Consider the following 23,001-nt stretch of genomic DNA (forward strand, 5'->3'; position numbering starts at 1 on the left):
TATCAGCAAGCATTTAATCTAAACGGCAGTTACACAGAATTCGGGATGGTCTCGAAACCTCTATCTAAACTATTATCTAACTAACATTATTATCTACCTGACATAAAAAAGCCGCATAATTTATCATGCGGTTTTTTATTTTCTTCAAAGAAATATCTTTTTTTCAGAAAACTTTCTTTTATAAGAAAAGTGGATTAGTAATTGTTTTCGCGGCGCCAGTCATCTACTTCGCGCTCAGCGTGATCTTGGGCATGACCATAACGCTCTTGGACACGGCCAACCAGCTTATCACGGCTACCTTCCACTTGATCTAAATCGTCATCAGTTAGCTCACCCCATTTTTGTTTTACTGAGCCTTTTATCTGTTTCCATTCGCCTTTTAAAGTATTCTCATTCATGATTATATTCCTTTTATCTTATTTGATTCACTTTCATCAAATAGTCTTTGAGTTTATTGACGATATGAATATCGTTTGTTAGAGCTACTGATTTATTACTTTTTTTATTTTATTTTAGTAGTTCACAAGTATCATTGGTTGCTACCAAATATCTTGTGATAATTAATATAGGGCTTTTCAATTCAGCTGTCTGTATACGCTATGTTTATAGTGTTACTTAATTATAGTGAGCGTGCATCGTGTGTTATCTGCTCACCGACTGTATTAATGATGCGTAAATTGCGTCTATTGTACGTAATGTCCATCGAATTGAGACCGATATCTAAAGGTAAGTGTCACATGGGGAACTATAAATATACGGGCTAGATAACTGCGCAATCTCGTAGCGTATGTCAACTGGGAAAGGGGGTGGGGTATTTATAGTAAACAAACATGCTGATCTTATGAAGCATTAATCTGTTTTGTGAAGCACGAGTCCTACTATGTGTTTGGCTATAGACTTATGGTTTAAATGACTATAACCTTATAGTTGAAACGGCGACTTCTGTAAAAACTATTCGCTCTAGAGCTCATTAACTTAATGACTATTAGCTTAAAAGACGGTTAGCTTAAAAACAGATATCAGCAGTTGGGCTGTCTGACCTATTTTTGTCACGGGTGATTTAAGCGAACTGACTGACGTATCGATTTCATTGTTTATCGAGTAGGAATATCTCTGCATTGAACATATTAGCGCAAAATACAAACACCCCCATAGAGTCGAAACGTGAGCAAGCAAAAGCTAGAACGCGGCGCGCCTTATTAAAAAGTGCGTTACGGCTCTATAGCCTAGAGGGTGCTCAGGGCATGAGTATGAATAAAGTGGCTAAAGGCGCTGGCATTGCGCAGCCCAGTTTTTATAATCATTTTGATAGCTTGGATGCGCTACAGAACGAGCTCAGCGCTCAGCTAAAAGAGAATTATCTATCGCCGATGCGGCTGGCATGGGTAAATATGCTCAAAGACTACGATGCCCTGAGCAAAGATCAATTCAATCAGCAATGCCGTCAATGTCTGACACTGATTTTTGATTCAGCGTTTCGAAACATCGCGCTATTTCAGCACTTGCTCGAAGATCGCCCGCGATTCACTGCCGATATAGAAAACCAATCCTCACTCAATAATGGACTGGGCAATCTGGTCGCAGACATACAAGAGGAGTGGACAGAGATATTCATGCAGGGATTACAGTTGTCTAATCGCACTTGTGAGCGCAGTGCGGTGAATCTCTGTGTGGATATGGCAGCTGCACAAGTACATGAGCTGATCTTGGGCTGTCATCAGCAGCGTTATTCAAGGGAGCAGGCGATTACCACCTTGAGCACCAGCTTTGATGCCTTATTTGCCAATTTTTTGCACGGAAGCAACCATAGTGGATCATGACATATCTCATGACAGCTAGGATAAATCAAAACCAAAGGGAGTATGACTATGGCCACTACAGCGGCTAGTACGACGGATAACGAACAAATCCACTTTCGAACTTGTACTTTATGCGAGGCCATGTGCGGGGTCGAGATCAAGCACGATGGCGAAAAAGTCTTATCGATTAAAGGGGATAAAAACGATCCTTTCTCTCAAGGCTATATTTGCCCAAAAGCCACGGCTTTGCAGGATTTGCACGAAGACCCTGATCGTTTGCGAGGCCCTGTCAAGAGAACGGCGGATGGTTGGAAATCGATCAGTTGGATTGAGGCGTTAGATAAAGTCGCTGCAGGTATCCAGTTTGTTCAGCAAAAATATGGTCAAAATGCGTTTGGGGTCTATCTGGGTAATCCTAACGTACACAACATGGGCGGTATGCTGACCATCAAGCAGCTACTGACCAGCCTAAAGACGCGCAGTCGTTTTTCTGCGACCTCAATTGACCAATTGCCGCACCATATCGTCAGCATGCATCTGTTTGGTCATATGCTGCGTATCCCTGTCCCTGATGTGAATCGCACACAGTACATGCTCATCATCGGTGGCAACCCGCTGGCCTCTAATGGCAGTATCATGACCGCGCCCAACATGCGCCAAAAGCTCAAAGACATCAAAGCACGCGATGGCAAAGTGGTGGTGATCGACCCAAGACGCACCGAAACCGCAGATATTGCTAGCGAGCATCACTTTATTCGCCCAGCGACAGATGTATTGCTGTTACTTGCCATGCTCAATGAAATCTACGCCCAAGGCTACGCCAAAGTAGATAGCCGAGTGGCAGCGCTGGCGCCAGAGATTGATCGTATTGAATCATTTGCAGAAGGATTCACACCTGAGTCGGTGGCAAAGATTACTGGTATTACTGCTGATGAAATCAAACGCATCGTCAAAGAGTTTTGTGAAGCCGAAAGCTCAGTCTGTTATGGTCGTATGGGTATCTCAGTGCAAGAATTTGGTTTGCTGAGCCAATATCTGTCCATGGTTATCAATATCGTGACAGGACGCTTAGATGAAGTGGGCGGACTCATGTTCCCCAATCCTGCGGTCGATGTGGTCAATAGCTCGGGCCCAGGTTATTTGGGCAAACGCCATAGCCGCGTGAGTAATCTACCTGATTTTAATGGCGAATATCCAGTGGTTGCGATGGCAGATGAGATGTTATTCGCAGGAGAAGGGCAGTTAAAAGGCTTTATGAGTATCGCGGGAAACCCTGTCCTTAGCACGCCAAATGGCGAAAAGCTAGATGAGGCCTTATCAGGGCTTGAGTTTATGGTGTCGCTTGATTACTTTGTGACTGAGACCAGCCGTCATGCCAATATTATCCTGCCGCCCGTCTCGCCACTCGAGCGTGACCATTACGACATTACGTTTAATGGTTTTGCTGTACATAACGTTGCCAAATACTCGCCTGCCTTATTTAGCAAAACGGACAATGAAAAGCACGACTGGGAGATTTATCTAGAGCTTGCCGATCGCTTGGACAAAGACGCGCCAGAAGCGGTACAAAAAGAACGTGCCGCGACAAAAGCCTTTGGACCGAAATTCTTACTTGACCAAGGTCTCAAGTACGGACCTTATAAAGACGTCACATTGGATGCGCTGATAGACAATCCACACGGTATTGATTTAGGACCATTGCATCGTATGTTGCCAGAGGCAATCAAGCATGCCGATAAGCAAATCAATCTCAATGTTGATTTTTATCAGGCAGATTTGGCACGGGTCAAAGAGATGATGCAGCAGTACGATGATCAAGAGATTTTGCTCATTGGTCGTCGCCAAGTACGTAGCAACAACTCATGGCTGCACAATAGTTATCGATTGGTGAAAGGTAAGTCGCGTTGTACACTAATGCTGCATCCAGAAACAGCAGCACAGCACGGTATTGTAGACGGGCAAGACGTGAAAGTGACCTCTCGCGTAGGCAGTGTGGCCATTGCAGCAGAAGTTACCGATGAGTTGATGCCAGGCGTCGTGAGTATTCCGCATGGCTTTGGTCACGGACGTAAAGGCGTCAAGCAGAAGATTGCGCAAGCGCATGCCGGTGTCAGTGTCAATGACTTAACAGATGATACCTTGATTGATCAGTTGAGTGGTAATGCCGCCGTCAATGGCGTGCCTGTGCAATTAGAGGCGTTGGATATAGATGTAAATAGCTTATCTACTGCTAAAGAGACTGTAGCGGAAAGTGAAGTAGCATAAAGTTAATTATAAATTGTAGACATAAAAAAGAAGCGTTCACGTAAAGTGAGCGCCTTTTTTGTTTGCAATCTGAATATATCACTGATCCGATTAAACACTCATGCCGACAAAATCAAAATCAACGCTGGGCGTTTCTCCTTGTATCAATAAGCTAATCGCTTTTGCGGAGCCACAAGCATGCGTCCAGCCTAATGTGCCATGCCCCGTATTGAGCCATAGATTGTCAAAAGTGGCTGACGCGTTATGGCTACCATGTTTGACTTGACCGCAATGCGCACGACCAATCAAAGGTACGTTCGACGGGGTCATGGGGCGCAGTCCTGTCCAATATTGAACCGAATTTGCGATGATACCTTTTGGAAATAATTGCTGCACGCGGCGCGTAATGGCCTCACAGCGCGTGGCATTTAGGTCTAAATTATAACCATTAAACTCTGCGGTGCCCGCGACTCGCAATTTATCACCCAGCCGCGAGGTCACCAGCTTAAACTCATCATCAATCAGGCTAACAAAAGGCGCTAAATGCGGCGCACGTGGATTGACGGTATAGGTGGCCGAATAGCCCTTTGCTGGAAAAATAGGCACGTGAATGCCCAAAGATTTTAATAGAGGAACGCTATAGCTACCTAGCGCGACCACGTGACTATCAGCGCTAAAGGTTTGCGCATTTTCACCTTTTGGGCGAATGGTAATACTGTGTACATGTGGACGTACAGAGTCGGCATCGGTATTGAGCGCTAGGATCTCTGTATCATATAAAAATGTGACACCCGCATCGACGCAGCGCTGTGCTAAACGCTGCGTAAACAGATGTGCGTTGCCCGATTCGTCGCGGCTAGTATAGGTTGCGCCTGTGAGTTTATGTGCAATGGGATAGAGGGCAGGTTCCAAGTTAACGGCATTATTGATGTCAATCACATGGCGCTCACAGCCCAGCGCTTGCATACGCTCAGTGGGTTCGATAGCGGCATCAAACTCCGCTTGGCTGGTATAAAAGTGCATGATACCGCGCGTTTGCTGCTCATAATTGATACCGATATCGGCGCGTAGTTGCTGCAGCGTATCGCGAGAATACAATCCCAAGCGTACCATTTGTACCAGATTGGCATCGGCTCTATCGGCGCGGCACTCTTGCAAAAACTGCATCGCCCATTTGAGCTGATCCTTATCCGCACGCAGACGGAATAACAGCGGTGCATCCTCTTTAAACAACCATTTGAGCGCTTTCATCGGGGTGGTAGGATTGGCCCACGGCGTCGCATGAGAGACCGATATTTGACCACCATTGGCAAAGGACGTCTGCATCCCTGCCGCCGATTCGCGCTCGATCACGGTCACATCATAGCCTGCTTGACGTAGATACCATGCGGTGGTTACGCCCACCACGCCTGCTCCGAGTACCGCAATATGTGTCATGGGATTCTCTATGCTCATGTTAATCATGACGGCAGCCGTGTATTAGCTTGCCATCACCGTTGCTGCGCCGCCTATTTGTTTCAGCCTGATTTTACTTTGGGCGCGCAACATCCACCTGTAGTGCGGCTGGCAAGTCCAATATATTCAAATCGCTTTCTGCCAATTGCTCAGGACGTGCCACGACAAGGGCTATAAATCCATTGTCATTTTCCATCGCATTGACCACTTGGATTTTATCGAGTTTGTCGCCTGCTGCGGGGAGCGTGCCTGTGCCTTTGACATAATGCAAAAACGCTTTGGGCGCAGATTTAAAATAAATACGGGCGATGACTTCTTGGCCCAAATAACAGCCTTTATCATAGTCCATGCCGCCACGCTGATGCAGGCGCAGCTCTTGCGGCTGAAACTCACCTTGAGTTGCCGCGACAATCCAGTAATTACCAGTCGCTAGGCTGCATGCCATCCAATCCTGCGTGTCTTTAGCGGTATTGTGATCGTCTTTATGGCTAAAGGTTGGCGCATCTGCCAGCACACAAGGGTAAATGGTAGCTGGTGCACTGGTGTCAAATTTAGAAAACGCGCCAAACTTTTTTAAATGAGCTTGTAAGGCATCTGCACAATCGCTGCTGATGACCACATCGTAGTGCTTTTCGGCTTGTTTTTTGATCCAAATGCCAAATTCAATACGACCTTTTAGATTACAAATAGCCGCTGCTTGATAGCTAAGCCCAAGTTTGGTGACATCGCAGGTCAATTGCCCTTGCAGGAATTTTTCGGCATCCTCGCCTTGAATGGTCAGCTGCGAAAACTGCGGCAATGCTGAGGGGTTTGGAGATTGTGTCATTGTTGTTATCCTTCTACTGAAAGCTTCATTATTGAGGTCTAGAGACAAAATCGAAGTGATAAAAATAAAAATTATAGAGGTGCTTTTTCACTGACAAAACCTGTCAGAATAAATGTCAATAAGGTTAAGAAGAGTACCACAAAAACGCTATCACAAAAACGTCACTACTAAGTGGGGCGCTTAAGTGTGGGTTAAGCATTAAATTGGGCGTAGTACGCCATTTTCAACGGTACAAATTGGTTAAAAATGGCGAGTTGCGGTACAATGGGCGCTCTATAACAACCCTAATACCCGATGACTGCCGAGGATATGATGAGCTTACCAAATTGCCCAAAATGTGATGCTGAATATACGTATGAAGATGGTGCGTTACTGGTATGTCCGATGTGCGCTCACGAGTGGACGGCGGCTGAGACGGATGCGGCACAAGCGGAAGAGCAAGATACCGTCATTCGTGATGCGGTTGGCAATGAGTTACAGGACGGCGATGCGGTGACCGTGATCAAAGATTTAAAGGTGAAAGGCTCTTCACTTGTCATCAAGATTGGAACTAAAGCGAAAAGTATTCGCCTGCTGCCAGATGCGACCGATGGTCACGATATTGATTGTAAACTCGATGGCTATGGCCCAATGAAGCTCAAATCTTCTGTCGTCAAAAAAGCGTAAATTGTAAAAATGTCTTGAAAGATTCGATAATAAACAAATATAAGACTGACGACATTTAGAAAATACAGAACTGACAGAATATAAAACCTATAAATAGAGAATAGCTATGAGTACTAAAAACGAACAGCTTTTTGCCCAAGCTCGCAAACATATTCCAGGCGGCGTTAATTCACCCGTCCGCGCCTTTGCAGGGGTCGGTGGTACGCCAATTTTTATGCACCGCGCTGATGGCAGCAAGATTTATGACACCGAAGACAATGCCTATATTGATTATGTGGGTTCTTGGGGCCCAATGATTTTGGGTCATGCGCATCCAAAAGTCATCGACGCTGTCAAACAAGCCGCCGATGATGGCTTAAGCTTTGGGACACCAACGCCGTTTGAAACCACGGTCGCTGACAAAATCTGTGAGCTCGTTCCGAGCGTTGAGATGATTCGCATGACCAGCTCGGGGACTGAGGCGACCATGAGTGCGATTCGTTTGGCACGCGGTTATACTCAGCGTGACAAAATCGTCAAGTTTGAAGGCTGCTATCATGGCCATTCAGACAGTTTACTTGTCAAAGCAGGCTCAGGCATGCTTGATATCGGTGAGCCAACGTCTAAAGGCGTCCCAGCCGATTTTGCGAAGCACACGATCACGATTCCTTATAATGATCCGCAAGCGATCAAAGACTGCTTTGAAAAATGGGGCGACGAGATTGCTTGTGTAATCTTGGAGCCTATCGCTGGCAACATGAATATGGTTATTCCAGCGCAAGAGTTCCATAACACGTTGCGTGCCCAGTGTACTGAGCATGGTGCAGTATTGATTTTTGATGAAGTCATGACAGGATTCCGCGTGGGTCTTGGCGGCGCGCAAGCACACTTCGGTATCACGCCTGATTTGACCTGTTTTGGCAAAATCATTGGTGCAGGTCTACCAGTTGGTGCGTTTGGTGGTAAAGAAGAAATCATGTCTTGTATCGCGCCACTTGGCGGCGTCTATCAAGCGGGTACGCTATCAGGTAACCCACTTGCGATGCGTGCTGGTATCGCGATGTTTGAAGACTTAACGGCAGAAGGCTTTTACGACGATCTATCTGCTAAAGTCGATCATCTGGTCGATGGTTTCCAAGCGGCGGCGGATAAGCATGGCATCAATCTGCGCACCAATAAATTGGGCGGCATGTTTGGTATGTTCTTTGTCAAAGACGCTGATACCAAAACCCCAAGTAACTTTGATGATGTGACAGAGTGCGACATGGAGGTGTTCAATACCTTCTTCCACGGTATGTTAGATCGCGGTATCTACTTGGCGCCGTCTGCGTATGAAGCAGGCTTTATGTCAATCAAGCACAGTAATGAAGATATCGATGCATCGATTAGTGCTGCTGATGAAATATTTGCAGAGATGGCAAAGGGTTAAATCTCTCAAATCTTAGGCGTTTAAAAGATAAACCAGCATTCATAAGTAAATTATGATGCTGGTTTTTTTGTGCGTTTGTCATATTTGCGATCTTTTAGGCTTAAATTGCCACGCAAGACATCGCTATACATCCGAAAGTCGCTAGCAAAACTTTTTAGGGGAAATTTAAACGAGGCCGGTTTGTTTTTTTCAAAGAAAAAATGTCCGACCCAAGCACAAGCATATCCGGCAGCGATACCTTTTGCTAACGGCTTTGCCGAGCCAGTTTTGATAGACTTTGCCAACCCTAACAAGCCAAAGCTGCTACCTGCGAAATGCAAGCGGCGACAAGCCATGTTTTGATGCTCGTCTAAATAAAAATCATAAAACGCCTGCTTGGGTGACGCTTCAGTTTTTATCATATCCGTTCTGGTGCTGTTGTGGGTATTAGCGGTTTCGGTCGCATTTTTTTCGGTTGTTTGATTCATGCGGTTAGCGTCCTTGCTAGTGAGTTGATCGACTATCCATTGTCGGCAGTTTTTAGGTAAATAATTGATGGGCTTGGATGTGATTTATACCGATGTAAAAACAGTAAATAACGGTTTTTTATCATATTTTTATGATTATATGACAAGCTTTTAATGTAGCAAACCGATATGACTAATACAAGCGCTGGATGTGAGCTTGGTGCTGATGGTTTTTATGACTGGTTTTGAATGCCTCAATAAGCATTTTACGTTGCTTGCGCGTATTTAGGATAAATGCTTTAATGGCAAAATGGCCTAGATTTGTGTGGCGGCTGCTTTTTCTATATTTATGATTTTGTACCTATGTTGTACCTGATTTTGATAAACTACCCACTCTCTCTAACATGGTGACACTTTGCCTTATGCCTACTGACTATCTTACAAACCCGCCACTCGGCGATGATGAAATGATGGCAGCCATTGATATTGGTTCCAACAGTTTTCACTTAGCCATTGCCCGTCTTGATCATGGGGAAGTGCGCAAAGTAGTCTCTATGTCTGAAAAAGTACAGCTCGCTGCTGGACTGGATGAACGCAAAATCTTAAGTGAGACAGCCGAACAGCGTGGTCTTGATTGTTTGAGTCGGTTTGTGGCACGCTTGGATTCTGTACCGCCAGAGCGTATTCGTGTGGTTGCGACCAACGCCTTGCGCCAAGCCAAAAATGCCAACGATTTTATTGCAAAAGCCAATAAAATTTTGCCAAAACCTATTGAGATTATCGCTGGGCGCGAAGAGGCACGCTTGATTTATTTGGGCGTCTCGCATACCAATGAGAGTAGCGACAAGCGCTTGGTCATTGATATCGGTGGTGGCTCGACAGAATTTATCATCGGTCAAGAGTTTGATCCTTTATTGACGGAAAGCTTACAAATGGGCTGCGTGGCATTCACACAAAAGTACTTTGCTGACGGCCTCATTACCAAAGAGGCTTTTAACAATGCGATTTCAGGCGCGCGCAAAGAAGTACTGGCAATCAATGGTCGTTACCAAAAGACCGGCTGGAGCAGTGTGGTCGGCTCAAGTGGGACGATCAAAGCGGTGCGCAATGTCCTTGTGTCCAAAGGCTGGGCCGATGAGCAAGAACGCATTACTTATAAAGGCGTCAAAAAACTAGAGCGATTGCTGCTTAAGATTGGCAATATTGATGATATCGAGCTAGAAGGCGTCAAAGACCACCGTAAAGCGGTATTTCCCGCAGGTGTGGCAGTCTTGCGTGCGGTGATGAAAGTGCTGGGCGTTGAAACCATCACCTACTCAGATGGGGCATTACGTGAAGGCGTGATGTATGACATGCTGGGGCGTTTTGCGAGCGAAGATGTGCGTGACCGCAGTGTGCTTGCGCTTATCAAGCGTTATTCAGGCGACAAAAAGCAAGCCAAACAAGTGGTAAAGACCAGTCGTAACCTGTTTGAGCAAGTAAAAGATAAGCTTGCCCTAACAAGCGATGACTGTGACTTACTCAGACGCGCCGCGTTTTTGCATGAGATTGGCCTTGCGATCAGTCATAGCAGTTATCATAAGCACAGCGCGTATTTGCTTGAGTATTCTGATATTCCAGGGTTCTCGCAAGTGGATCAAAAGCGTATGGCGCAGTTGATGCTCAACCATCGCCGTAAGCTCAAAGCCGATATGTTCGAGCAGACCTGTCAGATCGGGGGAAACTCGCTCGTTTATCTCTGCTTATTGCTACGCCTTGCGGTACTCGCGCATCATAGCCGCAGTGATTATAAATTGCCAGAATTAGAATTAAAGGTCATCAGTGATAGCGAATGGCAAATCACGGTGGCTGATAGCAGCGAGCATTATGCGTTCTTGCTGGCTGATTTACGTACAGAGATTGACCAGTTTGCCAAGTGGGGCGTGCAGCTTAGTGTGGTAGAGGCGCAAGCAACTGAACCGTTACCATTGTCCATATCGAGTTAAAGACTAACGTAACAAAACCGATGTCGTCGGTAATGTCATGCCATATAAGATGTGCTACTATAGCTTCTACTCAGTTTACAACTGTACTTTCATTATCTGAATACTGATAACGATATTATTCTTAAACATAAATACATTAAGTATAATGATTAAAGGGAAGCATCTATGAGCACTGTCTGGGAGAGTGTGCAGCTTGCACGACATGCCAAGCGTCCATTATTTATGGACTATGTTAATCAGCTTTTTACAGAATTTGACGAGTTGCATGGTGACCGTGCTTTTGCCGATGACAAAGCCATTTTGGGTGGTTTGGCGCGTTTTGATGGTCAGCCAGTGATGGTGATCGGTCAGCATCGTGGTCGCAGTACTCGAGAGCGTATTGCTCATAATTTTGGTATGGCCAATCCTGAAGGCTATCGCAAAGTGATTCGTTTGGTCAAAATGGCGGAGCGCTTTAACATCCCTGTGATGACTTTTGTCGATACCCAAGGTGCCTATCCTGGTGTTGGTGCAGAAGAGCGTGGCCAAGCGCAAGCGATTGCTGAGAGCATCGCGGTATTCTCAAGCCTACAAGTGCCTGTTATTGTGACCATTATCGGTGAAGGTGGTTCAGGTGGGGCGCTCGCTATCGGTGTTGGTGACAAAGTTAATATGCTACAAAACAGCATCTACTCGGTCATCTCTCCTGAAGGCTGTGCTTCTATTCTATGGAAAACCGCTGAAAAAGCACCAGATGCCAGTGAAGCTCTGAAATTGAATGCCATCAACCTTTATCAGCTAGGCTTGATTGATGCCGTCATCGATGAAGGTGAGGGCGCACATGTGCAGCCACAACCAGTGATGAACGCATTAAAGGCATTGATTAGTGAGCAGCTCGATGAAATCAAAGATTTGGATCCTCAAGAGCGCTGTGAGCAACGTTATGAAAAACTAAAGACGTTTAATTCAGAAGTGATGTTGCCTTGTTAATCCAAAGCATGTGCTAAGTTTTTTATATTCGAGTTTGAGTCTTAATGCTAAAATAAAACGTGTCATTTAATGGCGCGTTTTTTTATGTCTTATGCATTTTACATCCATGCATTTTGTGACCACTCCCTTATCTCGCAACTTATTTATCTGACAGCTAAGGCCAATTATGATTAATAGTGCCATTCTGCCCTATCCTATTAAACCAATCAGTGATTTGCCAATTGATGAGACGTTGGCAGATGCATTATTGGATAGTATGTCAGACTATAGTGAGCAGCTGCATGGTCGTCGTCTATGGCTGGCTTGCAGTGGTGGGCGTGACTCATTGGCGCTCGCGGCGCTGTGTGTGCAGCTCTATCGGCAAGGCAGGCTGCCGTGCTTACCGCAGCTATTACATGTTGATCATGGGTTGCAAGCCGATAGTCAGCACTGGGCCGCGCATGTCGCGAATTGGGCTAAGGTGCAGCAGATACCTTGTTGTATCCTAAAAGCACAAGTGACAGGTCATGATGAGCAGGCCGCGCGGCAAGCCCGCTATAACGTCATGCGGGCGCATATCAATCAAGATGACGTACTGCTACTAGGGCATCACGCCGACGACCAAGCCGAAACGGTGCTGATGCGCTTGATCCAAGGCGCTGGCGTGAATGGTCTGTCAGGTATGCAGCCATGGCGAGTGCAAACGCAGCATGGGCGACACCATGTATTATGGCGACCTTGGCTCACGGTGAGGCGCGCCGCGATCAGTGCCTATGCCAAGCGCTTAGCATTGCCTTATATCGATGATCCGACTAATGACAGCGGCGACAATGTACGTAGCGGACTGCGCCGCGATATCATGCCAGTACTAGCAACTTATAACCCCAATGTCATTGATAATATTGCCCGTAGTGCGCAGCTATTAGGCGATGCGCAAGCCACAGTCAATGCTCAAGCTGAGCAAGATATGCAGCAGACGGCTAATGAAAAGCTACAGCAGCCAGCTGCACAGCGCGTACTCAATATTGATGCTCTGCAAGCATTGCCCATTTATCGCCAGCGGCAACTGCTTCATCATTGGCTGGGTCAGGATGAGCCTTTACCACCTGCTAAGCAGCTCGTCGATGATGTATGGAGTCTTACTCAGCGTAATGATCATGATCACCAAACTGAGCTATTTTGGCAAGCTCGTACGCAATCCTATGTTGTTCGACGCTATCGCCAAGCGCTCTACCGCCTGAGCAGTTCATGGTTATCTTGGCTAGATAGTCCACTGCTAGAGCAAGAACAACCATTATCTGGTTCAAATTTGACAGATCATGACTCAGCAGAGGCGGGCTTGGTAGTACTGACGGCTCGTCGCAGTGAAGATTACATCTGGCAGCTGCAAGTATATCCAGATGCGCTGACAAGACTGATAGAAAGTCGTATAGATGAGACAGCATTTGATGCTGTGTTAAAGATAAGGCCATTAAATCGCAAACAGCGTGTGCAGACGTCACTGGCGACTCGTCCACAGTCAGGCAAAAAACTGTATCAAACGCTGGGTATTCCGTTGTGGCTGCGAGAAAGCTTGATTGTAGTTAGCGTGGCATTTTTAGATAAAGAACACACTGAAAATGAGATTCCCATCTTATTATTATCGCCCTTTGATAGTTGGGTACTAGCAAATAATTCGTCGAGCATTATCGAAAGGCTTGATAGTGATATCGATGATGTTTTTAATAATAGACTAAGTGCAGTTGAGTAAATTAATCAAAACTATTTAGGTAGTTGAAGGATCCGTATTTTTTATCATTTTAATATCTACTATTTTGGCGTTTTCATATATCTCCTCGTGACGCTCTGCACTCTGCTCAAAGCCATGTTTTTTATAAAAATTAATGGCTTTGATATTGGTCTCTAAAACCCATAGATAAAAGTGCGATAATGTCTTGGTAGCGGTTATCTCTTGCCACGATGTGTCCATCAGAGCACTGCCCATACCTTGATGATGATAACCCGGCAGAATGTACAACGTCGTGATTTCGCAGCGCTCATCTTGGGCATGGTAACCGATGAAACCTACTATTTGATGGTTATCCTCTTCTGCCAACCAGACCTCTACCTGAGGATGCCGCAATATCAGCTCCCACATGGCTATTTTTTTAGCTAGGTTGTTCGTCTCATTGATATAAGACAAGGGCAAAAGGTCTCGGTAGGTATCATGCCAACTGTGGACATGCACCTTTGCGATGTCTGAATAATCTTTTTGCGCGGCTTTTCGAATAGAAAACATATGTGACCCTACAGCGTATTTTATAAGCATGCATTGGTAATCTAACAGCTAAACCGCGTTATAGTCGATGTTAATTCCGTGTTTCAATTAGGTTTAATACGATTGTAGATGACAGGAATTTATCAAACGGTCATAGTGGCAGTATGCTAAACTGAGTGTCGTTTTATATATCAATATGTTAAGTTGAATACTTTTGAATTTTGTGACTAGGAGACAAGTATGTCGGTATTAGATAATAAGAAAATCAGCTTCATCGGTGGTGGAAATATGGCACAAGCGCTTATCAGCGGTCTTGTGGGCTGCGGCATCAAACCAAGTCTAATCACGGTCGCCGATCCTAGCAGCGATATCCGTGAGCAACTAGCCGCTAAAGGTCTAAACACCGTTGATCCAATGGCGGATGCCAAAGCAGCTGTGGTCGGTGCTGATATCGTGGTACTGGCAGTAAAACCACAAATGATGAAAGTGGTGGTTGGTGCTTTTGCTGAGGCATTGGACAATCAGTTGGTCATCTCGGTTGCTGCAGGTCTGTCAACTGACCTATTATCTAGCATGCTGGGCGGCTATAGTAATATCGTGCGCGCCATGCCAAACACGCCTTCCATGATTCAGATGGGGGCGACGGGTCTCTACGGTACAGATAATATCTCAGCCGAACAAAAAGAGCTGGCAACGGCGGTGATGGAAGCCTCAGGACTGGTCATGTGGGTTGATGATGAAGAACATATGCATGCTGTGACTGCCGTGTCAGGCTCAGCGCCAGCGTATATGTTTTATTTCATCGAATCGATGGTCGATGGCGCAGTGGCATTAGGGCTTGATAAAGAACAAGCCTCAGCACTTGCCATGCAAACCATGCTTGGTGCGGCAAAAATGGCCATGAATAGTGAGGATGCGCCTGCTGAGCTGCGCCGCAAAGTGACGTCTCCAAATGGTACTACCCAAGCCGCTGTTGAGTCTATGCAAGCCAATGAGATTGGTCGCCAAATCGGTGAAGCCATGCAAGCGTGCTATGATCGTAGCCAAGCACTCAGTGAAGAGATGAGTAAATAGTTATTGATTAGCAATTAAGTAAGTAACGACCCAAAAAGTAGGTCAGGCTCAACAGCTGACCTGTATTGTATGATGATTCGCATCTGATCATGACATTTTTCATCCTAGAATCTGTCAATAATGTCGCATTGAGTAGCCCTTCATGAACAACGTATTATTTCAAACTTTTGATTTGGTCACCACATTTGCAATGATGCTGGTGTTTATTCGCTTTATGCTGCAATTTGCAGGGATGGATGCGCGCAATCCGATGATTGCGCCTGCCTATAAAGCGACCCACATCGTTGATGTGTTTGGACGTATTTTCCCAACGGTAGGACAGGGCCGTATTAGTATTGCTGCTATTGTCCTGATGTTTTTGATTCGTCTGATTGATATCTCTGGAAAAGCGGCCTTGACGCATCAAGGGATTGCGCCTGTGCCGCTATTTTTCACGGGTACGATCAGCCTAGTGTTAGATTTTTTACGTATGTGTCGCTACTTGGTGATTGGGTCTATTATCGTCAGCTGGATCGTGGTGTTTACCCAATCCCAGCATCCTATTATTGGTATTATTATGAGCTTAGCGGAGCCGATACTAGAGCCGTTTCGTCGTATTACGCCAAACTTAGGCATGCTTGATTTGTCACCGATGATTGCTTTTTTTGTATTCTATCTGCTTGAGATCTTCATCGGCGGCTTGTCGGCAAACTTCATGCCAATGCTAGGATAATTGGTATCTCTAAATCACAGAGAATAAATAACGCATCCCATGCCAAAAGGCGCACTATAAAATATAGAGCGCCTTTTTTATGTCTGCTATTGATGAACGTTAATACTTTATGTTGTTACTTTATAAAGACATTAAGAGTGGATAAAGCGATTGGGTATTAATTGCGCCTGAGCATCATCAGGGTGCGGGTCGTCAGCTGCGCGCAATGTCTGGGTAATCCAATTATCTGCGGATTTTACCGCATCAATCAAATCATCTCCCATGGCCAAACGCCCAGCGATAAAGCTGGCAAGCGAACATCCTGAGCCATGAAATTCACCCTCTAAGCGCGTTAAGATGCTCTTATGTACCATCTCGCCCTCTATATATAAATACTGCTCGATATCACCGCTGTCAAAATCATGAGAGGTTTTTACCAACACCGCATGAACGCTTTGCGCACATAGTTTTTTGGCACCACTGTGCAAATCCTGCTCGCCGCTCAGCGCGCGCAGTTCATGCGTATTGGGTGTAATCAAGGTGGCATAGGGTAGCAGCTGCCTAAACGCACTGACCAGCGTTTTCTCATCGCCCAAGCTGCCACCGCTATTGGCGACTAATACAGGGTCTAATACAAACGGGGTATCAGGGCTTATTATTTGCTCAGCAAACAACTGGGTTAGCATGGCGATATTGTCAGTTGTACCAAGCATACCAGACTTGATGGCTTTGACAGGTAAATCGTCAAGCACCGCAGTGGCCTGTGCTTGCACTAAGGAGGCAGCGCACGCCTCAAAGCCAAATACCTGCTGTGAGCTTTGAATTGTGACTGCCGTACAAGCAATAGCCGCATGCGCACCAGATTGACCGATGGCTTCAATGTCCGCTTGTAATCCAGCACCGCCTGAGGGATCCAGTCCAGAAAAACACAGTACGACAGGTCGCATAACCGCTCCTTTTAGGTATTTTATAATCAGTGATAAATACTATAGCCACCTACTGCCAAAAAATCTATCTCAGTCTAGTACCTATAGATTAAGTATAAAATATCAAAACAAATGAGACTGTTCTGAATCATCAATTTAGCAGTGGCATTTTTTTGCAATATGGCGTAATTTTAAGTATTAAAAGGCGAGAAAAGCATTTATATCGATAATTATGAGAAAAGCCTCATTAAATCGGCAGACAACGCTTGCAATTCGTTTTGGCTTTGTTATAATACTCGCCCACGACATAAGACGTATTGCTAGCATCAATACTGTGTTTATTTTTATAAATGTCTTAAATCGTTAGGTGAAGTGGGTGAGTGGCTGAAACCAGTTCCCTGCTAAGGAACCATACGTGTAAGCGTATCGAGGGTTCGAATCCCTCCTTCACCGCCATTTATTCAGTTATTATTAGAGTAGTAACGCAGCATATTGCGTTGAACATTCTTAATAATTAAATCAAAAAATATTTTGTTTTTAATTAGAAAAAATGTTGACACAAGCGATATTATCTATATAATAGCCAACCTAGTTTACTGAAATTGTTTTTAACAACTTGGTAAATGATTTGCAAAGTACGCGCTTGTAGCTCAGTTGGATAGAGCACTTGGCTACGAACTAAGGGGTCGGGAGTTCGAATCTCTCCAAGCGCACCATTTGCATAATCAACTAAATCAATCGCCTGTCATTATGACAATTGGCGATTTCTTTTATGTCTGTCATTTTTGTAATCTATCACGTGGCTTGATGGCTTTGTACTGGTGACTTGCTGTCAATCGCTTTGCAACTATAGTCAATATGATTAGACGGCCATCTAGGATAATGTACGATAGACCAGTCATTTACGGTACAATAGCGTTATTATTCACTGCTTGCTATGAGCTTGTACCATGTCAAAAAGTTCCTCTAAACGCTCGTCAAAATCTGTCAATAAATCAAAGCTGCAACCGAGCGCTTTTGCGCAGCAAGATCCTAATGAAGCGCCCACCATTGCCAAACCCATGGTTCGTGTCGTGGCCATTCTGTATGATGGTATGTTGATTTTGGCATTGTTATTTTTGGTGGGTACGATATTGACCGTAGTTGGCACGCTGTTAACGATGGAGACGGGTACCGAGTCTTCACAGGCGCAGTCGCTACCGGTCTGGTATCAAAACGCTATTATGACGCCGTCGTTTGTTCTGACACTGGTGGCTTTCTACGGCATATTTTGGCGCCGTGGTGGTCAGACGCTTGGGATGCAGACATGGCGGCTCAAAACCATTAATGACGCGGGTCAGTGGCTCACGTGGGGACAGTCTTTCAAACGTATCTTGGCGGCGTGTTTGATGCCGCTGATTTTTGGTATTATTGGTAGTCTGATCGATGGGTCACGCGCCGCCTTGCTTGCGAGCGCGTTTTTGGGATTGGTATTCAACTATGTGTTTTGTCTGTTCAACCCTCGCGGTCTGGCAGTACAAGATTTGCTATCCAACACCATTACCCTAAAAATGCCAAAAGTGGCACATGAAGGGTTATGGCGCGGTTTTAAAAATCGTAAGAAAAAGTCTTAGGATTATAAAATAGCCAGCAAGGCTCAAAACATATAAAAGTGAAAAATTATATATAGTTGATTTAGTTTAAAAGAGAGAAAAGGCAACCGAGTGCAGATGTATATGCAATACTGCAAGCGAGGTTAACGCTGTCACTCTTTTAAAGAGGATTAACTATACTAACGCTTTGAATCAGCCATGCTGTATAGCCGACAAAAAACAGTACCAACGTAGCGCCTGATGTGCGACCGAATTGACGCTTCGTGGTAAAGGCAAACACGCACAGTGCAACGAGTAATACCGTCAGTAGCCCCATTGCCATCACATCACGTGACAAAATCACTGGATCAGCAGCAATCGGGGCAATGACCGTTGCTAGGCCTACGACCGCTAACGTATTAAAAACATTCGAACCAATGATATTACCTAGTGCCATATCGTGTTCGCCTTTACGCGCTGCTGACATGCTTGATACCAGCTCAGGCAGTGATGTACCAACCGCAACAATCGTCAAGCCAATGATGAGCTCACTCAGCCCCCAGAGCGTTGCCAATTCGACCGCTCCCCAAACGATCGCCCGCGAGCTGATTACTAGCATCAGCATACCGAGCAGTAAGCTACCAAGTCCACGCGCTACGCTTGGCTCTGTCGCATCTGAATCTGCATTATCAATGTCCTCTTCATGCTCATGATAGCCCTCACGAATGCTCAATACGATCTGTAATCCCAATACCGCAATCAACAATACAAGCAATATTAGACCATCCACTTGGCTCAATATGCCATCACGTAGCTGCCAAGCGGCGATGACAGTGATTAGCAGTAGTAGGGGCAAGTCGCGCTTTACGATGCCCTTACGAATGATAATGGGGCTAATCAGTACGGTTGCACCCAGTACTAAGGCAATATTGATAATATTTGAGCCATAAGCATTGCCTAAAGCCAGCTCAGGACTGCCTTCTAACGCTGCTAATACTGACACGACCATCTCAGGTGCTGATGTGCCGATGCCCAATATTAATACCCCAATTAAGAAGCTTGGCACACTAAACTTCTTTGCCAATGCTGTTGCTCCGTCAATAAAAACATCAGCACTCCAAACCAAAATTGCTAACCCAATCAGTATTGCAATCACCGCCAACCACATCAGTATGATTCCTTATGTATGATAAAAAATGTGAGTTTAATAAATAAAAATCGCACAAAAAAAGCCGAATCTTGATTTAGATTCAGCTTTCCTCATAGCATCGAGATTTTTAGTAATAATAGCAGTTAATTCAAAGCAGTAACTTTGTGTTTACTTTTGACTTACCAAAAACTTACCGTCCTGTCATATTAAGCAACTTGTACAGGGATAATATTTGCTGTGTCTTTCACCGTGTTGTCTTCGTTGCAGTAGACCAGTTTCGGCTGATACGTTGCTGCTTCCACTTCATCAAAATGCGCGTAAGCACAGATGATCACGATGTCGCCTAGGTCTGCCATGTGTGCTGCTGCACCGTTTAGCGAGATAATACCAGAGCCTGCCTCAGCACGAATAGCATAGGTACGAAAGCGCTTGCCATTGGTCACATTATAGATATCGATAGATTCGTTTTCACGTAGACCGGCAAGGTCCAGCAGATCACCATCGATACCACATGAGCCTTCATAATGAAGCTCAGCGTGGGTAACGCGAGCACGGTGTAATTTGCATTTAAGCATATTAAGTAGCATAGGTTGCTTCCTTAGCGTAACTGATATTAAATAACTAAATCAAAAGGTTAATGGGGACAAACCTACCAAAATAAAAGGCTATTACTATAGAGGTAATATTTTATTCAGGCAATTTAAAGCCATTAATTTGTGAACGTGCTTTTTCGACCTCTCCATCTAGCAATAAGGGGAGCGCTTCAAATGCCGCCGTCAACGCGCTATCGATGGCGATTTGCTCATCGGGAGACGCTTTTGAGAGGACATGTCCACTGACTTTGGATTTGTGACCAGGATGACCGATACCCACACGCAGACGATGAAAGTCATTACCGATATGCGGCGTGATGTCACGCAAGCCATTGTGACCACCATGACCGCCGTCAGTTTTGAGTTTGATGCTGCCAGCTGGAATATCGAGCTCATCATGAGCAATCAATAACTCGTCGTTTTTGATGCCATAAAAATTTACCATAGGCACGACTGACTGACCAGATTTATTCATAAACGTCAGAGGCATAAGTAAACGCACATCAGAGCCATGAATGCGCCCACGTCCTGTCACCCCGTGGAATTTTTTGTCAGGGGCGAGCGTAATGTTGAATTGCTGCGCCAAGTGATGGACAAACCAGAATCCGGCATTATGACGCGTAAACATATACTGCTGACCAGGATTACCAAGACCGACAATAAGTTTTATGGCCATAAAAACACCCTGCTTAAATTTGATAAATAAGGATAAGGTTTGAAATATTGATAGACAGTATATTCTCAAACCTTACTTACAAAAACAGCAGGAGATTTCAAATCGCCTGCTGTCTTCTTAACTAAACGAGTCTGTTACTAAGTAGCACAAAATAAAGTGCTACCTAGACATAGTATATTACTCGTCGTCTTTGCCTTCTTCAGCATCAGCGCCATCGTTTTGCTCAGTTGCTGGTACTTCATCAGCATCAACGTCGTCAGCATCTTCGTCAACTTCTTCAACCGTTGGTGGCTGCATGTTGACGATAGTACGGTCATGGCCGTCTTCTAGCTCAAGCTCATGAATCACAACGCCTTCAGGAAGTTTGATGTCTGATAGACGGAACAAATCACCGATTTCCATACCAGATACGTCTACATCTAGGTACTCAGGAAGTTGTGATGGTAGGCAGATCACTTCGATATCAGATACTAGGGTAGACAATACGCCACCAGCAGCTGTACCAGGCGCTTCTTCACGACCAGAGAAATGCACAGGAACGTTCATGTGGATTTTCTGACCTTTTACAATGCGCTGAAAATCCGCATGCATTGGGAAGCCTTTAGCAGGATGACGCTGCAAGTCTTTGATGACTGCTTGATGCTCTTCGCCGTCAACATTGATAGTCAAAACGTGAGAGAAAAATGCTTCGAATTCTAGTGATTTTACTAGTTCGTTTAGCTTGATAGAGATCGCTGTTGGCTCTGCGTTACCACCATAGATGATAGCAGGCACTAGGTTCTGCTTACGTAGGCGGCGGCTCGCACCTTTACCTTGTAGGTCAGCAGAACGGTCAGTAGCGTTTAGTTCAAAATGATTATTGCTCATGGATATAATCCTATAAAAAGAATGATGAAGTGTCTGGTCATAAAAAAGTGGATTTGCGACCAATCCACTAATACGTGATGAGAACTAATATCTATCGTTGCGTATACATGACACAACCTTCGATGTTAGCGATTTGCCTATAACAATGATTTTTATAGTAAAAATTACCATAATAGCCATTCTTATTTAGCATGATCAGCACTTTTAATAGTGCTGGCCTGATTGAATAAAACAAACGGTCAGCACAGGCGCGCATTATACGGGATTTTGTAGCAATAATAAAGACCTACGCAAAGTAAGTACACAAAAAGAGCGCCAAGTGCTGACACTTGACGCTCTTTTTTATCTTACAAACAGTATGATATAACTATTGCTATAATATTTTATAGCAATGATGGCCAAAGATTAGGCATCAAACATGGCACTAATAGATTCTTCATTATTAATACGGCGTAAGCTCTCAGCCAGCATCGGTGCAATGCTTACCTGACGGATTTTGCTACAGGCTTTTGCTTCAGCAGATAATGGAATCGTATCGGTCACAACGACTTCGTCTAGCGCAGATTCGCTGATATTTTTGAGGGCATTACCCGATAGGACAGGGTGAGTAATGTAAGCTAAGACGCGGCGTGCACCATTTTCTTTCAGTGCTTCAGCGGCTTTACATAGCGTGCCTGCCGTATCAACCATATCATCAACGATAACGCAATCACGGTCACGAACATCACCGATGATGTGCATGACTTGTGACTCATTGGCACGGGCACGGCGCTTGTCAATAATCGCCATGTCGGTATCACCCAATTGCTTGGCCATCGCACGGGCACGAACCACACCGCCTACATCAGGTGAGACCACCATGATATTGTCATAATCTTGTTTTTGTAGGTCGTTTAGCAATACTGGCGTACCGTAAATGTTGTCTACAGGAATGTCAAAGAACCCCTGAATCTGATCTGAGTGCAAATCAACCGTCATCACGCGATCGATACTAACGATGTTCAGCATGTCAGCGACGACTTTTGCTGAGATAGGTACACGCGCTGAGCGTGGACGACGATCCTGACGCGCATAACCAAAATATGGCATGACAGCTGTGATACGACCAGCACTAGAGCGACGCAAGGCATCCGCCATCATCATGATTTCCATCAAATTGTCGTTGGTCGGTGCACAAGTAGGCTGCATGATAAACACATCTTTACCGCGTACGTGTTCTTTGATTTCCACGGCAATTTCGCCATCAGAAAAACGCGTGATGTCAGCTTTACCAAGAGGTATGTGAAGATGATCGGCTACGGTTTTTGCTAATTCTGGGTGGGCATTGCCCGTAAAAATCGCCAAATAAGGCATGACAGAAGTCCTATTGATTGACTCAAGCAGCGACCGCTAAGCAGTGACAAACTGCTCAAATTAAGA

At 45.1% G+C, this 23,001-nt stretch carries 21 protein-coding genes and 2 tRNA genes; 12 read left to right on the plus strand and 11 right to left on the minus strand.

The window, feature by feature from the left end; translation table 11 throughout:
* Positions 1–194 precede the first annotated feature (194 nt).
* Positions 195–398 carry a CsbD family protein gene (locus L0G63_RS05750; RefSeq protein WP_186475252.1) on the minus strand — a complete coding sequence of 68 codons (204 nt, stop codon included), beginning with the start codon at positions 396–398 and terminating at the stop codon, positions 195–197.
* A gap of 720 nt (positions 399–1,118) precedes the next feature.
* On the opposite strand from L0G63_RS05750, the gene L0G63_RS05755 reads away from it, so the two are divergent.
* Together L0G63_RS05755 and L0G63_RS05760 are read left to right on the plus strand one after the other, a co-directional pair.
* Positions 1,119–1,820 (plus strand): TetR/AcrR family transcriptional regulator, encoded by a 702-nt coding sequence (locus L0G63_RS05755; RefSeq protein ID WP_301449781.1) that lies wholly within the window; start codon positions 1,119–1,121, stop codon positions 1,818–1,820.
* Between the two features lie 48 nt (positions 1,821–1,868).
* Positions 1,869–4,064 (plus strand): molybdopterin oxidoreductase family protein, encoded by a 2,196-nt coding sequence (locus L0G63_RS05760; protein WP_301449782.1) that lies wholly within the window; start codon positions 1,869–1,871, stop codon positions 4,062–4,064.
* Positions 4,065–4,154: 90 nt separating this feature from the next.
* Here L0G63_RS05760 and L0G63_RS05765 read toward each other — a convergent pair whose 3' ends face one another.
* Together L0G63_RS05765 and L0G63_RS05770 are read right to left on the minus strand one after the other, a co-directional pair.
* On the minus strand, positions 4,155–5,480 hold the full coding sequence (locus L0G63_RS05765) for a D-amino acid dehydrogenase (RefSeq protein WP_301449783.1): 1,326 nt from the start codon (positions 5,478–5,480) through the stop codon (positions 4,155–4,157).
* A gap of 91 nt (positions 5,481–5,571) precedes the next feature.
* Positions 5,572–6,324 carry a folate-binding protein YgfZ gene (locus L0G63_RS05770; protein ID WP_301449784.1) on the minus strand — a complete coding sequence of 251 codons (753 nt, stop codon included), beginning with the start codon at positions 6,322–6,324 and terminating at the stop codon, positions 5,572–5,574.
* 312 nt (positions 6,325–6,636) lie between these two features.
* Between L0G63_RS05770 and L0G63_RS05775 the strand changes: the two genes are divergently transcribed.
* Together L0G63_RS05775 and hemL are read left to right on the plus strand one after the other, a co-directional pair.
* Positions 6,637–6,990 carry a zinc ribbon domain-containing protein YjdM gene (locus tag L0G63_RS05775; protein WP_301449813.1) on the plus strand — a complete coding sequence of 118 codons (354 nt, stop codon included), beginning with the start codon at positions 6,637–6,639 and terminating at the stop codon, positions 6,988–6,990.
* 106 nt (positions 6,991–7,096) lie between these two features.
* Entirely contained in the window at positions 7,097–8,398 is a 1,302-nt protein-coding gene (gene hemL, locus L0G63_RS05780; protein WP_301449785.1) for a glutamate-1-semialdehyde 2,1-aminomutase, read from the plus strand.
* Between the two features lie 50 nt (positions 8,399–8,448).
* On the opposite strand, the gene L0G63_RS05785 is transcribed toward hemL, so the two are convergent.
* Positions 8,449–8,799, minus strand: a complete 351-nt coding sequence (locus tag L0G63_RS05785) for a DUF962 domain-containing protein (RefSeq protein ID WP_301449814.1) — start codon at positions 8,797–8,799, stop codon at positions 8,449–8,451.
* 467 nt (positions 8,800–9,266) lie between these two features.
* Between L0G63_RS05785 and ppx the strand changes: the two genes are divergently transcribed.
* The 3 genes from ppx to tilS all read left to right on the plus strand — a co-directional run bounded on the left by ppx (position 9,267) and on the right by tilS (position 13,527).
* Positions 9,267–10,829: an exopolyphosphatase gene (ppx, locus tag L0G63_RS05790; RefSeq protein ID WP_301449786.1), complete on the plus strand. Its 1,563-nt coding sequence runs from the start codon at positions 9,267–9,269 to the stop codon at positions 10,827–10,829.
* Between the two features lie 165 nt (positions 10,830–10,994).
* Positions 10,995–11,798: an acetyl-CoA carboxylase carboxyltransferase subunit alpha gene (locus tag L0G63_RS05795; RefSeq protein ID WP_301449787.1), complete on the plus strand. Its 804-nt coding sequence runs from the start codon at positions 10,995–10,997 to the stop codon at positions 11,796–11,798.
* A gap of 166 nt (positions 11,799–11,964) precedes the next feature.
* Complete coding sequence (gene tilS / locus L0G63_RS05800) at positions 11,965–13,527, plus strand: tRNA lysidine(34) synthetase TilS (RefSeq protein ID WP_301449788.1); 1,563 nt, start codon at positions 11,965–11,967, stop codon at positions 13,525–13,527.
* Between the two features lie 15 nt (positions 13,528–13,542).
* Here tilS and L0G63_RS05805 read toward each other — a convergent pair whose 3' ends face one another.
* The gene (locus L0G63_RS05805) at positions 13,543–14,055 is read right to left on the minus strand and encodes a GNAT family N-acetyltransferase (RefSeq protein WP_301449789.1); all 513 of its coding nucleotides are present in this window, start codon (positions 14,053–14,055) and stop codon (positions 13,543–13,545) included.
* 219 nt (positions 14,056–14,274) lie between these two features.
* Here L0G63_RS05805 and proC point away from each other — a divergent pair, with 219 nt between their 5' ends.
* Both proC and L0G63_RS05815 read left to right on the plus strand, forming a co-directional pair.
* Complete coding sequence (proC, locus tag L0G63_RS05810) at positions 14,275–15,108, plus strand: pyrroline-5-carboxylate reductase (protein WP_301449790.1); 834 nt, start codon at positions 14,275–14,277, stop codon at positions 15,106–15,108.
* Positions 15,109–15,250: 142 nt separating this feature from the next.
* On the plus strand, positions 15,251–15,820 hold the full coding sequence (locus L0G63_RS05815) for a YggT family protein (protein WP_301449791.1): 570 nt from the start codon (positions 15,251–15,253) through the stop codon (positions 15,818–15,820).
* A 131-nt stretch (positions 15,821–15,951) separates the two neighbouring features.
* Here the strand turns inward: L0G63_RS05815 and L0G63_RS05820 are convergent, their stop codons facing one another.
* Positions 15,952–16,746, minus strand: a complete 795-nt coding sequence (locus L0G63_RS05820) for a hydroxymethylpyrimidine/phosphomethylpyrimidine kinase (protein ID WP_301449792.1) — start codon at positions 16,744–16,746, stop codon at positions 15,952–15,954.
* Positions 16,747–17,091: 345 nt separating this feature from the next.
* Between L0G63_RS05820 and L0G63_RS05825 the strand changes: the two genes are divergently transcribed.
* The 3 genes from L0G63_RS05825 to L0G63_RS05835 all read left to right on the plus strand — a co-directional run bounded on the left by L0G63_RS05825 (position 17,092) and on the right by L0G63_RS05835 (position 18,338).
* A tRNA-Ser gene (locus tag L0G63_RS05825) sits at positions 17,092–17,181 on the plus strand.
* Positions 17,182–17,364: 183 nt separating this feature from the next.
* Positions 17,365–17,441 (plus strand) — tRNA-Arg (locus tag L0G63_RS05830).
* A gap of 234 nt (positions 17,442–17,675) precedes the next feature.
* The gene (locus tag L0G63_RS05835) at positions 17,676–18,338 is read left to right on the plus strand and encodes an RDD family protein (protein WP_301449793.1); all 663 of its coding nucleotides are present in this window, start codon (positions 17,676–17,678) and stop codon (positions 18,336–18,338) included.
* Between the two features lie 139 nt (positions 18,339–18,477).
* Here L0G63_RS05835 and L0G63_RS05840 read toward each other — a convergent pair whose 3' ends face one another.
* The 5 genes from L0G63_RS05840 to L0G63_RS05860 form a co-directional block, all read right to left on the minus strand.
* Positions 18,478–19,464, minus strand: coding sequence for a calcium/sodium antiporter (locus L0G63_RS05840; RefSeq protein WP_301449794.1), 987 nt, complete (start codon positions 19,462–19,464; stop codon positions 18,478–18,480).
* 188 nt (positions 19,465–19,652) lie between these two features.
* The gene (gene panD / locus L0G63_RS05845) at positions 19,653–20,033 is read right to left on the minus strand and encodes an aspartate 1-decarboxylase (RefSeq protein WP_045443274.1); all 381 of its coding nucleotides are present in this window, start codon (positions 20,031–20,033) and stop codon (positions 19,653–19,655) included.
* A gap of 100 nt (positions 20,034–20,133) precedes the next feature.
* Positions 20,134–20,715: an aminoacyl-tRNA hydrolase gene (pth, locus tag L0G63_RS05850; protein WP_301449795.1), complete on the minus strand. Its 582-nt coding sequence runs from the start codon at positions 20,713–20,715 to the stop codon at positions 20,134–20,136.
* A 177-nt stretch (positions 20,716–20,892) separates the two neighbouring features.
* Positions 20,893–21,582: a 50S ribosomal protein L25/general stress protein Ctc gene (locus tag L0G63_RS05855; protein ID WP_301449796.1), complete on the minus strand. Its 690-nt coding sequence runs from the start codon at positions 21,580–21,582 to the stop codon at positions 20,893–20,895.
* A gap of 405 nt (positions 21,583–21,987) precedes the next feature.
* Complete coding sequence (locus L0G63_RS05860; RefSeq protein WP_057758042.1) at positions 21,988–22,935, minus strand: ribose-phosphate pyrophosphokinase; 948 nt, start codon at positions 22,933–22,935, stop codon at positions 21,988–21,990.
* Positions 22,936–23,001 lie beyond the last annotated feature (66 nt).

It is taken from the genome of Psychrobacter sp. (assembly GCF_030454045.1).
GTDB lineage: Bacteria > Pseudomonadota > Gammaproteobacteria > Pseudomonadales > Moraxellaceae > Psychrobacter.

What these genes read in the sequence shown, in the direction of transcription:
- L0G63_RS05795 (WP_301449787.1), top strand. Translation starts at nt 10,995, where the DNA reads ATGAGCACTGTCTGGGAGAGTGTGCAGCTTGCACGACATGCCAAGCGT.
- panD (WP_045443274.1), bottom strand. Translation starts at nt 20,033, where the DNA reads ATGCTACTTAATATGCTTAAATGCAAATTACACCGTGCTCGCGTTACC.
- L0G63_RS05750 (WP_186475252.1), bottom strand. Translation starts at nt 398, where the DNA reads ATGAATGAGAATACTTTAAAAGGCGAATGGAAACAGATAAAAGGCTCA.
- ppx (WP_301449786.1), top strand. Translation starts at nt 9,267, where the DNA reads ATGCCTACTGACTATCTTACAAACCCGCCACTCGGCGATGATGAAATG.
- L0G63_RS05815 (WP_301449791.1), top strand. Translation starts at nt 15,251, where the DNA reads ATGAACAACGTATTATTTCAAACTTTTGATTTGGTCACCACATTTGCA.
- L0G63_RS05785 (WP_301449814.1), bottom strand. Translation starts at nt 8,799, where the DNA reads ATGATAAAAACTGAAGCGTCACCCAAGCAGGCGTTTTATGATTTTTAT.
- proC (WP_301449790.1), top strand. Translation starts at nt 14,275, where the DNA reads ATGTCGGTATTAGATAATAAGAAAATCAGCTTCATCGGTGGTGGAAAT.
- L0G63_RS05805 (WP_301449789.1), bottom strand. Translation starts at nt 14,055, where the DNA reads ATGTTTTCTATTCGAAAAGCCGCGCAAAAAGATTATTCAGACATCGCA.
- L0G63_RS05775 (WP_301449813.1), top strand. Translation starts at nt 6,637, where the DNA reads ATGAGCTTACCAAATTGCCCAAAATGTGATGCTGAATATACGTATGAA.
- pth (WP_301449795.1), bottom strand. Translation starts at nt 20,715, where the DNA reads ATGGCCATAAAACTTATTGTCGGTCTTGGTAATCCTGGTCAGCAGTAT.
- hemL (WP_301449785.1), top strand. Translation starts at nt 7,097, where the DNA reads ATGAGTACTAAAAACGAACAGCTTTTTGCCCAAGCTCGCAAACATATT.
- L0G63_RS05860 (WP_057758042.1), bottom strand. Translation starts at nt 22,935, where the DNA reads ATGCCTTATTTGGCGATTTTTACGGGCAATGCCCACCCAGAATTAGCA.
- tilS (WP_301449788.1), top strand. Translation starts at nt 11,965, where the DNA reads ATGATTAATAGTGCCATTCTGCCCTATCCTATTAAACCAATCAGTGAT.
- L0G63_RS05760 (WP_301449782.1), top strand. Translation starts at nt 1,869, where the DNA reads ATGGCCACTACAGCGGCTAGTACGACGGATAACGAACAAATCCACTTT.
- L0G63_RS05835 (WP_301449793.1), top strand. Translation starts at nt 17,676, where the DNA reads ATGTCAAAAAGTTCCTCTAAACGCTCGTCAAAATCTGTCAATAAATCA.
- L0G63_RS05765 (WP_301449783.1), bottom strand. Translation starts at nt 5,480, where the DNA reads ATGACACATATTGCGGTACTCGGAGCAGGCGTGGTGGGCGTAACCACC.
- L0G63_RS05855 (WP_301449796.1), bottom strand. Translation starts at nt 21,582, where the DNA reads ATGAGCAATAATCATTTTGAACTAAACGCTACTGACCGTTCTGCTGAC.
- L0G63_RS05820 (WP_301449792.1), bottom strand. Translation starts at nt 16,746, where the DNA reads ATGCGACCTGTCGTACTGTGTTTTTCTGGACTGGATCCCTCAGGCGGT.
- L0G63_RS05840 (WP_301449794.1), bottom strand. Translation starts at nt 19,464, where the DNA reads ATGTGGTTGGCGGTGATTGCAATACTGATTGGGTTAGCAATTTTGGTT.
- L0G63_RS05770 (WP_301449784.1), bottom strand. Translation starts at nt 6,324, where the DNA reads ATGACACAATCTCCAAACCCCTCAGCATTGCCGCAGTTTTCGCAGCTG.